Origin of the sequence: Paenibacillus sp. N3.4 (genome assembly GCF_008017805.1) — a bacterium.
Lineage (GTDB): Bacteria > Bacillota > Bacilli > Paenibacillales > NBRC-103111 > Paenibacillus_E.
Map to the genome: position 1 here is coordinate 42,611 of NZ_VRTT01000014.1, position 12,271 is coordinate 54,881.

The 12,271-nt window shown below is 46.6% G+C and carries 10 protein-coding genes; 3 read left to right on the forward strand and 7 right to left on the reverse strand.

The window, feature by feature from the left end; genetic code table 11:
* Positions 1–156: 156 nt before the first annotated feature.
* The 7 genes from FU659_RS09480 to FU659_RS09510 all read right to left on the reverse strand — a co-directional run bounded on the left by FU659_RS09480 (position 157) and on the right by FU659_RS09510 (position 8,694).
* Positions 157–1,230, reverse strand: a complete 1,074-nt coding sequence (locus FU659_RS09480; protein WP_147947353.1) for a sialidase family protein — start codon at positions 1,228–1,230, stop codon at positions 157–159.
* Positions 1,227–1,937: a bifunctional 4-hydroxy-2-oxoglutarate aldolase/2-dehydro-3-deoxy-phosphogluconate aldolase gene (locus FU659_RS09485; protein ID WP_147947354.1), complete on the reverse strand. Its 711-nt coding sequence runs from the start codon at positions 1,935–1,937 to the stop codon at positions 1,227–1,229. Before FU659_RS09485 ends, FU659_RS09480 begins: the two co-directional genes overlap by 4 nt.
* Positions 1,938–2,073: 136 nt before the next feature.
* On the reverse strand, positions 2,074–3,519 hold the full coding sequence (locus FU659_RS09490; RefSeq protein ID WP_187274033.1) for an ABC transporter substrate-binding protein: 1,446 nt from the start codon (positions 3,517–3,519) through the stop codon (positions 2,074–2,076).
* Between the two features lie 105 nt (positions 3,520–3,624).
* The gene (locus tag FU659_RS09495) at positions 3,625–5,334 is read right to left on the reverse strand and encodes a sensor histidine kinase (protein ID WP_147947356.1); all 1,710 of its coding nucleotides are present in this window, start codon (positions 5,332–5,334) and stop codon (positions 3,625–3,627) included.
* Positions 5,331–6,881, reverse strand: coding sequence for a response regulator transcription factor (locus tag FU659_RS09500; RefSeq protein WP_147947357.1), 1,551 nt, complete (start codon positions 6,879–6,881; stop codon positions 5,331–5,333). Before FU659_RS09500 ends, FU659_RS09495 begins: the two co-directional genes overlap by 4 nt.
* A gap of 18 nt (positions 6,882–6,899) precedes the next feature.
* Positions 6,900–7,730 carry a carbohydrate ABC transporter permease gene (locus tag FU659_RS09505; RefSeq protein ID WP_147947358.1) on the reverse strand — a complete coding sequence of 277 codons (831 nt, stop codon included), beginning with the start codon at positions 7,728–7,730 and terminating at the stop codon, positions 6,900–6,902.
* Positions 7,731–7,743: 13 nt separating this feature from the next.
* On the reverse strand, positions 7,744–8,694 hold the full coding sequence (locus FU659_RS09510; protein WP_147947359.1) for a carbohydrate ABC transporter permease: 951 nt from the start codon (positions 8,692–8,694) through the stop codon (positions 7,744–7,746).
* Between the two features lie 351 nt (positions 8,695–9,045).
* Between FU659_RS09510 and FU659_RS35315 the strand changes: the two genes are divergently transcribed.
* The 3 genes from FU659_RS35315 (at position 9,046) to FU659_RS09525 (ending at position 12,233) form a co-directional block, all read left to right on the forward strand.
* Positions 9,046–9,918: a CAP domain-containing protein gene (locus FU659_RS35315; protein WP_187274034.1), complete on the forward strand. Its 873-nt coding sequence runs from the start codon at positions 9,046–9,048 to the stop codon at positions 9,916–9,918.
* 153 nt (positions 9,919–10,071) lie between these two features.
* Positions 10,072–10,716, forward strand: a complete 645-nt coding sequence (locus FU659_RS09520; protein WP_187274035.1) for a TetR/AcrR family transcriptional regulator — start codon at positions 10,072–10,074, stop codon at positions 10,714–10,716.
* Between the two features lie 212 nt (positions 10,717–10,928).
* Positions 10,929–12,233, forward strand: coding sequence for an alpha/beta hydrolase family protein (locus FU659_RS09525; RefSeq protein ID WP_261807723.1), 1,305 nt, complete (start codon positions 10,929–10,931; stop codon positions 12,231–12,233).
* Positions 12,234–12,271: the final 38 nt, after the last annotated feature.

The following is a 12,271-nucleotide window of genomic DNA, read 5'->3' on the forward strand; positions in this document are numbered from 1 at the left end:
TTCCATCCTCCCACTCGCATATCAAATTATTAAGCGCTTACATCATTGCTGACACAGAACAACCAGCTCATTCTGAGTCTTCACTTCAGTGAAGATGTGCTGCCCCTATTTCCTTGAATTAGGGAACAGCAGCGTCTTTCTCCTTTAGCGCCCCTCTTAATTGCTAGCCTTATTAACGATTTGCCGCAAGGCAGCATACTTGGACACGCATGTCCCTGCCTCAATATCTTCTTCGGTGAACACCGCCATTAATATCTCCTTGGCTTTGTCCCGTTCCCTATCATAGATCACGTAAATATGACCTTCCCGATCCTCTACACCGTCCGGGTAGGAAATATCTCCTCTTTCATCAAGGATTAGACTGCCCTTCCACGTAAGTCCATCATCCTCGGACAGCATCGCCGTCAGGTGACTCCGCCCTTTGAACCCATAGTGGTTAACCAGCAGCAGGCGGCCGGATTGCAGTCTACGGATGAAGAAACGAGAGCTGGGGCCGCCAAGTACAGTCGGCTTGCCTGGCGACCAGGTGCGCCCGCCATCGAGAGAGACGCTCTCTCCGATTCCATAGAAGGTTCTGACCAGCATCCATAGACTTCCATCTCCCCGCTCAACAAGCATATGCTCGTCAAAGTGACGATTCGGGATATCCGCAGATCCTCTCAACTCAAAGGTTTCACCTTCATCCGTCGAAACGTACACATTCGAAAAGGTTTGTTCCGGCAGCTCATTCAGCGGTGATTCATGGCAAGCCCACACGGCAATCGGCATCAGCCATTCCCCGTTCTTCCGCACGGTTGGTTTATTCATCATAATACCATCCGCAATACGTCTTGGACTCGTCCAGACAACCGCGTCAGCTCCCGGATCCGCACAGACTGAAGCCCATACCCCGCAGCGTCCGTCGTACCAACTATAACTCTGGGACCAGAATACCCATAGGCGCCCTGAAGGGTCCCTCCATAAGCAAGGATCGAAAGCTCGCACCTGTTCCGGCGGATCGATCACATAGAGCAGATCCGACCACGACTGTCCGCGATCCTCGCTTTTGACGAGAGCGACGTAATTACTGGGGCCCTCTCCTGTGCCTCCACTGTAGAAGGCCGCCCACAACCTGTTGTCCGGGGCGTATTCGATACCGGGGATTCCTTGCCACTGACGAACTCGATAGCTATCCCCGCTCACGGACTGAATCGTTGCCCCTTCCAATGCCAGATCAAAATTAGGTCTCATTGTGCTTCCTCTCTTTCTATTCCAAGAATCCCCTGCCAATTCCGGTCCTCCAGATGCATGTTGTCGATTTGGCTTGTGTATTTGGCAGCTAAGGCTGTCAACGCTTCATATTGTTTTTCCCTTACCAGCTTCTCCTGCACCAATTGCCCGCCTACCCCAATGCCCACGGCTCCTGCCTGCAGCCAATCGGTCAGATTACTGTCATCGATCCCGCCAACAGCCAGAATGGGAATATGCCCGAGCGGTGTCAGAACCGATTTCATGTAGCCTGTACCCAAATCTGCAGCGGGGAAAAGTTTCACCAGGTCGGCCCCCAAACGATAAGCCCGCGCGATCTCTGTCGGAGTCGCAGCTCCCGGAACTGACAGCAAGCTTAATTCCTTAGTCCTCGCAATGACCGATTCGCAGGTATCTGGTGACAAAATGAACGTGGCTCCTGCCTCACAGGCGATGTCCACCTGCTCCGCCGTCATGACTGTGCCTGCCCCAATGGACATGCGGCTCCCAAAGTGTTGGGAAAGCGCGGCAATAACCGCCTGGGTATTCTTTATCCCCTCGGGGTGCCGGTGGTTGAAGGGAATTTCAACCAACCTGATCCCGCCGTCATGTAACGCCTCCAAAACGGGCACAATACGCTCATCTTCAATGCCGCGCAGAATGGCAATCAGTTTATGTCTCTTGATCAATTCCATGATGTGTGTTCTCATCAAAACATCTCCATGCGTTTGAATTATTCAATAACACCCCCTAAGCTGTTTGCTAAGCAAAGCGAACCGTGGGGGTGTGTAAGGTAAGATTTTACCAAAGTATAGTTCTGTAAACGTTAATCGCTGCTATCAGCAGTTACTTCATCGGCTTAAAATTCGGCTGCAGATACTTGTTTAAATCCACCGTTTTCGCTTCCACATTGGCAGCAGTCAGTTTATTGAACGCATCTCCCAGCTCCTGGAGTCCCTTCTCAATTTCCGGAAGCTCCTTGCCCTTGATAAACAGCTCCGTCATAACGTCATTGACAACGCCTGATTTTTTGACATCGATGGAGCCCACTTTAAGCGGTGGGTTTACAATAGAATAATCCAGCCGTGGCGCCATCGGATAATTCATTGACTTCCCATTGATGACAAAACCTTCTGATCCCTTGCGATCCGCTGGTTGAATCGATTTTTCCTGAGCGGCAAGGTTTGTAAAGGAACCGAGCCCCTTTTTGGCCAGCGTCACAAACATTTCATCGGAGATGAAAAATTCCCATACCTTCTGTGCTTCTTTAAGATGCTCCGTTTTTTTGTTGATGCTGAATCCGCTCGCTGTCTCGTAGGCAGGACCACCCAACACTTTTCCTCCCCAGGTAGGGAAGTCTGCCACGGCCCAATCGATTTTTGCTGGAAACTGATCGTTGAATACCCCGATATCCCACGTAGCGGCGGACAGCATGCCGATATTGCCCTCGGAGAACTGGGCGCGGATCATATCGTTGTCATAGTTGCCTACGCCGGGAAAGACGCTGCCTTCCTTATTCACATCAATCCACCACTTCACATACTTAGCAAAAGGCGAAAAGTCAAATTTTCCAGTTACGGCATTCCAGCCTTCCCTGCCATAAATGTCTCCAGAAACAGCTGCCGGATAAATGACATAATACCTCCAGAATACGGTCTGTTTGATCGGCAGACCAAGACCGAACTTCTTACCGCCTCCACTGGCTGTTATCTGTTTCGCATATTGCTGCATTTCCTGCCAAGTCGTTGGAGGCTTCTCTGGATCAAGTCCCGATGCTTTGAACAAATCCTTATTGTAAACTAATTTTAAATTGGTGACGTTCTCAAAAACACGGTCCAGTTCACCATTCTTGGAGGTTGGCGGCGCCGTAAGAGCGGATTTATCAAAACGTTTGCGAATTTCCGGTGTAATCAGGGGATTCAAATCCAGTGGATAATCCGCATTGGCCAGATCGGCCGATATATTATAAGCAATATCCGGAAGCTTGCCGGCATTCAGTGCAAGCTTCAGCTGCTCGTCATAGTTGTCCGAGTAAACCTTATAGTCAATCTGGATATTGTCAGGATTCGTTTCATTGAATTTTTTGATCAGGCTCTCCCTAATCTCAATATCATGCCGCGTGTTGGCCCAAACCTTGATCGTCACTTTTTCCTTAGGCTTTGCATTGTCTACCGCTGGCGTACTGCTGGCATCCTTGCCATTTTTTGCAACAGACGAGCATCCGGCAGACAGAGCCAGCGCCACAGCAGCTATCGTAATCAAACTGCGGCTTCCCCATTTATTTCTATTCAATTGCTTCAACCCCTCACCATGATTTGAATTACAACCTCATTATAGAAAGGAATCCACCCGCAGTTAACCCCTCAAAACTCGTATTTACTGACAAACCAGCCGTGATTATGGAAGCTTTTCCACAAAGGGAAGCAGCAGCTCAAAGCATTTTCCCTGCTCCAGCTTCTTCATCCGCAGGCCGCTATTTTCACCAAAATAGAGCCGGATCCGCTCATGAACATTACGGATGCCAAAGGAATCCGGATCGGGAACCTGCTCGCTGAGCAGCCGCTGTACCCGCTCCTCGTCCAGCACTTGTCCATCATCAAAGACGCCAATGCAAAAGGCATCCTCTGCAGCACGCCAGCCTTCAACCTTGATAAGACTTCCCCCCGCCTGACGGCTCATTCCGTACATAATGGCGTTCTCCACCAGCGGCTGAAGCGAGATTTTCACAATCTCCTGCTGCATGAATTCCTCAGGGATCTGGATGGATATCGTAAACTGCCCCTTGTAGCGGATTTGCTGCATGCCAATATAGTTATTCAGATGCCTTAGCTCCTGCTCAACGGTCACGATATCGACCTGATCCAAGCCCCCTCGAAGAAAGCCGCTTAAATATTCAATCATGCTCGTGAGCTCCCGATCCTTGTGCTCCAGCGCTTTCCACTGAATAGTATCCAGACTATTGTAGAGAAAATGCGGGTTAATCTGATACTGCAGCAGCCTCAGGCGGTACTCCTTCTTCAGCACCTGCTCCTGGCGGATTTCCATTAGCAATTCACGAATCCCGTCATAGAGGACTCCAATTTCATCCGCCCGCATCAAAGGCGGGATGTGCAGATTGGCCCCGTCGCTTTTCTTGCGAACAACGAGCGAGGCTAGCCGTTCAATCGGCCGTGAGAAATTCCGTGCCAGCCGGATGGAGAGCAGCGTCATCCCCAACAGCAGCAGCCCCACCAGACCGATGGTCCATTGATAAACCTTGTAGAGCGGCAGCAGCACCTGATGCCGTGGCACAATGCCGAGCAGCATCCATTCCGACCCAATCGTCCGTATGGAATAGTAGCTATCCCCTTCTGTAAAGCTGTATTCCGGCTTGTAGAGACTCTTCTCTTTAGGAAGACGAAGGATTCTCGACTGGAGCTCCGAATTCTTTTCCGTTCCTGGAGAACGGATTAATTTTCCATTCCCGGCATCGACAATGAGATACTGGCTTTGACCTAGATGCTGTGGCTCCTCCAGCATCGCGCTCATGGAGCTGTAAGGGACGGTAATCAACAGACAACCGTGCAATTGCTGAGCGGCAACACTGCCTAGAGGAACGATCCATGTGAATTCACCCGTTGTTTTATCGTCAGACAGCCAATAAGCGTGTTCAAGCGTTCGTTTGTCCAGGGAAAAGCTCTCAATACGTGCAGCATCTTCTTTTACGGGAAGTCCGTAGCTGGAAAGATAGTGATTTCGGGGCAAGAGAAAGGAAACGCGAAAATCCGCGTTAATATACTTGATATTGGTCAGGTACTGAGATAGCCGGTTGGCCACCTCTATCTGCCTGAGAATAGGGGCTTGCGGATTGGCAAATGCCTGCATCAGCTCTTCATCCTGAAGAAACAGCCCCTCTGCTGTTTGGAATTCCTGATACAGCTGCCCCAGAGGGGCAGCTGTGCGGGATAGGATTAAGTCTGCACTTTCTTCCAATTGTCGGGTAAATAAGTTCGAGGTCACAAGAATATTAACAAGGCCAACAGCCAGAAGCGGCAGGAGGGCCAAAGCGAGCATAAGCAAGAACAGCTTTTGGTGAAACCGGCGGAAAGGAGGGCGGCGCTGCTTCATACAAGAGCCCCCCGATACTCGGAAGGCGTCATGCCATATTCCCTTTTGAACAACTTTACAAAATGCTCTACCTTGTTGTACCCCACTTTATAGGAAACCTCATACACCTTAAGCGTGGGATCCTTCAGCAGCCTGATCGCTGCGCCCATGCGGGCCCGAAGCAAGTGAACACGGAACGTGACCCCCGTTTGCTGCTTGAACAGCTCACTCAAATAAACGGGAGAAAGGCCCAAATCCTCGGCGATGGTGGTCAATTGGAGATCCTGTTCGTATTCCTTGCCAATCCGCTCCAGGGCAAGCCGAATCAAGCGATGGATTCCTTTGCCATGCCGTTGACGGAGCAAATGATGGATTTCATGGGTAAAGAAATACAGAAGCTCCTTGATTTTCGTATGTCCGGAGATGCGCATTCGGAGGTCATCTGTATTCGGCAAGAGACCTTCACCCTGGGCCTGAGCATGCTCCCGTATTGTGGACAGCCATTCAAAACACCAGCGTTCAGCGGCTTTCAGCTCCCATTCCAAGAAGGCAGGAGCCAATTGGTTCAGCCACTCGATCACTCGGTCTGTATCTCCCTGCAGCATCCAACCAATGAGCTCCCCCATAGGCTTCGTCCATTGCATGTAAGCCATTTCGTCACGGGACGGCAAAAGAAAGCGAACCGGATCTTCCGGATTCGCTCCCATATATTCCATCATTTTCTCTGTTTCCCAGAACAATCCAGACAGCTGAAGCGGACTTTGTCCAGGCTCTGAAATCATAATATGTACTTTCTTCTTGGTAAACCGTTCTATAGAGTCATATAGTCGCCGGGCAAAGTTGAGGAGTTCCTCTTGGGAGGATATGCCTCCTGTAACCAACAGCCATTTGCCGAAGGAAAGGCGAATCGGGCAAATAGCCTCGTATTCGGCTATAAGCTCGAACATAACATTCTGCACGGCGAATTGGTCAATTTTGGCAGACTCCATATGACCATGCTGATCAGCCCCATCCAACGTAATCAAGTGCAGCCTCAACTCGCCTTCCAGCAGCCATTTGAGCCCTACCTGAACACATTCCTCTTTCCACTCATAGCTAGGTTGATCTCCTAATATGAGCTCCTGAATGTACTGGGAGCGGATGGATTCCTCGTAATATCGATTGCGACGGTCACGTTTTCTTAACACCTTAAGCTGCTCCAGCCTGTCCACCTGCTTAAGAAGAACCTGCAGCAACTCTTCCGGCTTCGTTGGCTTGAGCAGATAATCGGTCACACCCAATTGGAGTGCCCTGCGGGCATAATCGAATTCACTGTAAGCACTGAGAATGATGAATTGGGTATTCGGCCGATAAGCCTCAGCCCGGGCTATCATCTCTAGGCCTGTCATATCCGGCATCCTGATGTCCGTGATGACGATATCCGGCGATACCGCCCGGATTTGTTCGAGTGCGCTCTCTCCATCCTCTGCTACACTGGCAACAACGAGATCGTATTCTTCCCAAGGAATAATTGTGACTAGTCTTTCCCGAATAAAATGCTCATCATCCACAATCAACACTTTATACATGCTGCATCCTCCGATCTGTCAACCCTTCACAGCACCTTGCGCAAGTCCACCTACAATTTGCCGGTTTAATACAATAAATACAACGAGTACGGGAATGACAGAAATCATCGAACCCGCCAGCAGCAAATTCCAGGCTGCTGCTCCTGAACCCATATTCCGCAGTTCAACCACGCCTACAGTCAGTGTTTTGGTATCCGGATTGCCGATACTCATGACTAAAGGGAAAATATAATTGTTCCATTCCGCAATAAATTCCAACAGGAAAAAAGTAGCGGTAATCGGAGCCATCAACGGCAGTGTCAGTCGGTAAAAACGCTTGAAATAGGAGGCTCCATCAACAATTGCCGCCTCATCCATCTCCTTGCCGAGTGATTTAACGAAACCTTCGTATAGGAAAACACTAGCTCCCAAACCATACAAGGCAGCAAGAGGGATCGTAAAAATACTGTTCGTCAACCCCCAATCCACAGCGAGCTTGAACTTGGGAAACAAGGTCATCGGACCCAGGCTAACGAACATCACCCCGATAATCAACAGAGAGAGCAGCCGTTTGCCGGGGAATTGGGTTCTGGCAAAAACATACCCAGACATCGCTCCCATAAACACACTCAGCCCAGAGCTGACCGTAGCAAATATCACCGAATTATAGAAATACAGGGAGAAATTCAGCTCTTTCCATACCTCCGAATAGTTGGAGAATACCCACTTCCGGGGTAGCAAGCCGCCACCCGTAATCAGCTCCTGATTGGATTTGAAGGAATAAAACAAGACGTAAAGCACCGGAATCAATGTTAGGATAGCGACGACAGACAAAATTACATACTTTAACCACTTTAACAGATATTTCACCTTGCTGTCCTCCTTAATTATGATAATCCATTTTCTTGGTTAACTTAAAGTAACCTATCGATATCACGACCAGGATAAGTGCGGTAAACACCGCCACCGTCGCCCCATAGCCATAATTGGTGCCAGCATCTCCTCCAAAAAACTGATGAAAAATATACAGGAAGGTCAGCTCGGTAGCGTTGTTCGGTCCACCATCTGTTAGGACGAGAAAGGGTCCCATCGACTTGAGGGTTCCTAGAATAGACAGGAACAAAATCATCTGCAGAATCCGGCCCATCATCGGAAGGGAGATATAACGCACCCTGGTCCACCCTGTAGCGCCATCGATATCAGCGCTTTCATAGACATCCTTCGGAATGCTGGTCAGACCTACAAGTAAAAGCAGCATATTGATCCCAAAATTCTGCCAGGCGTCTAACACCATCCCGCTAACAAAAGCTGTCCACCCGCCTGACAGGAAGGCAATGGGTTGATCGATCAGGTTTAGAGCGAGCAACAGTTGATTGAGCCCCCCATTGTACGGGTTCAACAGGATATAAACCACCAAGGCCATCGTTGAGGCCGGCAAAATATAAGGCATAACAAACATAGCCCGAAACGCATTTTTCCCTCTCAATTGCGAGCTGAGGAGCAAGGCCAGCATAAAGGCTAGAGGCAGCTCAAGGATAATTTTCAGGGAGAACAGCGCCTGCTTCCAGAGACTTGACCAGTAGATTTGATCATCCATTAGTCTGCGGAAATTAGCCAGCCCTGTAAACCGTTCCGGTCTAACCCCATCATAGTAATAAAAAACGTATTTAACCGCCCAAGCTATCGGGTATAAGGAAAAAAGAACAAAAAAGCAAACAGGAATCAGCAGCATGAGGTAAGCTGCGCCATACTTTCTCCAAAAGAGTCGAAAGGGGTTTAGGGCTCTCACACTTACAGCCGGAGTGATGTCAGACTTTACGGATAAATCAGTCATCCCTTCTGTCCTCCTTTTACTCCATCTGCAGGCAGAAGGCCTCGCAGCAGCAACGAGGAACTCCAATGCTTCACGCTAGTATTCATGGGTATGACCCCCTTCTTTGTATTGGTAACGCCATTATAGCACCCCCCTTTTCCACTATCCCCCCCTTAAACTTTATAAATACTGCACATAACAGAAGAAATTGTGGGACCGGGATTCATTCCCTTCCAAATACCCCCACAAAGTGGAAGGGAATCATGCTTTTGGCCCAAATGGCGCTAAAACGATTTAGGAATAAATAAGGGGCATAACGGAAACCTTAAATCCAGTAACTTCATTAATTTGACGGACCAAGGAGGTTGACTAATGGTAAAGTTTATCTTGTTAGCAGTTTTAGTGATGGTGTCAGGCTGTACGGCCAATAACAAAATGACGGAAAAGCAAGTGACTCCTAAGCAAACACAAAGTTCAACTCAGGCTCACACTGCTGCACCAACACCTAACCTAACACAGGCATCATCAACTGCTACATCGCGTACAGGGAAAGAATCTATTACAATAAAAGAAGCACCAAACGGAATTCCTTCGAATGTGTGGGATTTGATTCAAACACCAGCTGGAAATCCAGCATATCAGGCACCGACTGGAAATCCAGCAATTCAAGTACCGACTGGAAATCCAGCAATTCAAGTACCGACTGGAAATCCAGCAAATCAAGCACCAACCGGAAATCCAGCAAATCAAGCACCGACCGGAAACCCAGCAGTTCAAGCACCGACTGGAAATCCAGCAAATCAAGCGCCGACCGGGAGTCCTAAAGGAAAGGCACCGACAAAACCAGCAGGACAGGCACAGCAAGGTAACCAAGGTTCAACCCAATTCGCGCAACAGGTTCTGGACTTAGTCAATCAAGAACGCTCTAAAGCAGGATTAAGTTCGCTCAGTATGAGTGGAGAATTGTCAAAAATGGCTATGGTCAAGGCGAAGGACATGTCCAACAATAATTACTTTGATCATAATTCTCCAACACATGGATCCCCTTTCGATATGATGAATGAGTTCGGAATCACCTACAACTCAGCGGGAGAAAACATCGCAAAAGGGCAAAGCACCCCTACCCAGGTTATGAACGATTGGATGAATAGCCCAGGGCACAAAGCAAATATACTTAATAGCAGCTATACCCATATCGGCATTGCTTATTACAACAGTGAATGGGTTCAGGAATTTACTGGGTAACCGTGGGTTAAGCCCGTATCTTTTATCCAAAATAAAAGCTCTCTAGGACATTCTTGTCCCTGAGAGCTTCTTGTAGGTGGGCCCGTGTTGACTAATCTTATGGCTTCATTTATCATTTTAGATACATTTAAATGTAAGTGTAGGAGAACTAAAATGGCCAGAAACAAATTTCCGGAAATTACAAGAAAGAGAATTATGGAGTCTGCTGTTAAACTTTTTACGCTGAATGGCTGGAACAATGTATCGATTCAAGATATTGTAGATGATGTAGGAGACATTACTCGAGGTGCTTTCTACCATCATTTCAAATCAATCTCAGATATCATTCAGTCCATCACCAAAGAGATGTTGATCGAACAAAATGTTTTCAAAGATATCCATGATTTAGAAAACTTGAATGCCCTAGATCGTTTACGACAAGGAATTTCGTACTCGATTCTACAAAGTATCAAAAACGAAGACCTATCAACCGTTTCTCGCAAAATGAATTCAGCTGAATTTGTTTTTAGCCGCATCACAGAAGGTACGAGGGTTGTTGCGCCAGGTATTCACAAAATCATTGAAGAAGGTAATAAAGACGGTTCAATCCAAGTTGCTTACCCAAAGCAAACAGCAGAAATCTTTACGATGCTTTTTGATATCTGGATGAATCCAGGAATCTTTCATGTCAGCCGAGAAGAATTTGTTCAAAAAATTGCGCATATCGGCTTAATGTTTGAGGGAATTGGCATGCCAATTATCAATGAAGAATTGAAAGGTGTATTTCTGAAGTTGTTTGATAACGCGCAGGAACAATAGACTACTTTAGGTAGTTTATTATTTTGTTAATTTACATTCATTTGAATGTAAAAAAAAAAATTTACGCACATACATTCAATTGTATGTATATGGAATGGAGCTTCTATTATGAGAAACATAGAGATTATTTTTGTAGTCATACTGATACTATCAAGCATTTTAATGGTTTTTAAACAACGTGGTTTAACAAAGTATACGATCATCATTTATCGTTGAACTATTTATTTTTATTATCAACTCTTATTACAATCGGGGCAAATTGGCGCTTGATACCTGCTTATATCGTAACAGTGCTTTTAACACTGCAGGTTTTTATCAAACCGCGCAACACCAATGTATCCAAAAAATGGGGAGTACAACTATCAGCAGGAGCAGGTATTGCTGTAGCAGCTATTGCCATGATAACAGTACCAACACTTTTTCCCATACTCACATTTCCAAAGACTACGGGAGAGTATGCGGTAGGTACTCAAGCCTTTCATCTTGTTGATCACAATCGAAAAGAATTTGTCGTTCCAAATAGTCAAGTATATCGTGAATTGATGGTACAGGTTTATTATCCAGCTGAAAAAGGAACAGGCACACCTGCCCCTTATTCTGAGAATATCCATGCATTAACTCAACAATTATCGGCTACACAAGGATTCCCCTATATCGCAACAACTCATTTAGGATTGACAAAGACACATTCCTATAAAGATGCCACACCCTTACAAGCATCTAAAAAGTTTCCACTTCTTTTATTTGCACATGGCATGAGCCTGTATAGTCAACAAAACACCTTCCAGTTGGAGGAGTTGGCGAGTCACGGTTATGTAATCGTTGCACTTAACTTTACCGGTGACGCGGCAACAACAGTCTTCCCAGATGGGAAGCAAGTTAATTTTACACCCATTGAAAACACAATTACTTTTTTAAACAATCGGATTAAGCTTTGGGAACAGGATGCTGCTTTTGTTTTAGATGAAGTAACCAAAGCTGATTTTGATCATACCTTTAATCCAATTGCTAAATTAATAGACTATGACCATATCGGTATGTTAGGTCATTCTTTTGGCGGTGCTACTTCAGCTCAAATGTTGGTAAAGGATGATAGAATAAAAGCAGCAATTGATATGGATGGCGGATTGTATGGTGACCCTATGCCGGAAGCTGGACCTGGAAAGCCATTTATGTTGATGAATGCCGAGGCTTCTATTAAGTTCATGAAGGAGGCGTATGGCGGGGAACCAGGAAATAGAGATGAATTATTTGTAGAATCCTATTTGAGAAATAAGACAATTGAAAGACCTGGTGTTTATACAACTATAATTCCTAAAACCAATCATGGCAGTTTTACGGACTTAGCAGCTATTTCACCCATTATTAATGAACCCGAGGCAGATGTAAACTCGATTTTTCAATTGATTAATGAAATGGCACTTGGCTTCTTTGATAAAAATTTAAAGGGAATAAATGAAAATAAACTGAAAGAAATTCAGGAGAGTCATCCTGAAATCAACTTAACGAGATACTAAAAAGTGTAATCGTATTGTGGTGCTGGCGAAGCCTTATG

What these genes read in the sequence shown, in the direction of transcription:
- FU659_RS09480 (WP_147947353.1), bottom strand. Translation starts at nt 1,230, where the DNA reads ATGAGACCTAATTTTGATCTGGCATTGGAAGGGGCAACGATTCAGTCC.
- FU659_RS09485 (WP_147947354.1), bottom strand. Translation starts at nt 1,937, where the DNA reads ATGAGAACACACATCATGGAATTGATCAAGAGACATAAACTGATTGCC.
- FU659_RS09495 (WP_147947356.1), bottom strand. Translation starts at nt 5,334, where the DNA reads ATGAAGCAGCGCCGCCCTCCTTTCCGCCGGTTTCACCAAAAGCTGTTC.
- FU659_RS09500 (WP_147947357.1), bottom strand. Translation starts at nt 6,881, where the DNA reads ATGTATAAAGTGTTGATTGTGGATGATGAGCATTTTATTCGGGAAAGA.
- FU659_RS09510 (WP_147947359.1), bottom strand. Translation starts at nt 8,694, where the DNA reads ATGACTGATTTATCCGTAAAGTCTGACATCACTCCGGCTGTAAGTGTG.
- FU659_RS35315 (WP_187274034.1), top strand. Translation starts at nt 9,046, where the DNA reads ATGGTAAAGTTTATCTTGTTAGCAGTTTTAGTGATGGTGTCAGGCTGT.
- FU659_RS09520 (WP_187274035.1), top strand. Translation starts at nt 10,072, where the DNA reads ATGGCCAGAAACAAATTTCCGGAAATTACAAGAAAGAGAATTATGGAG.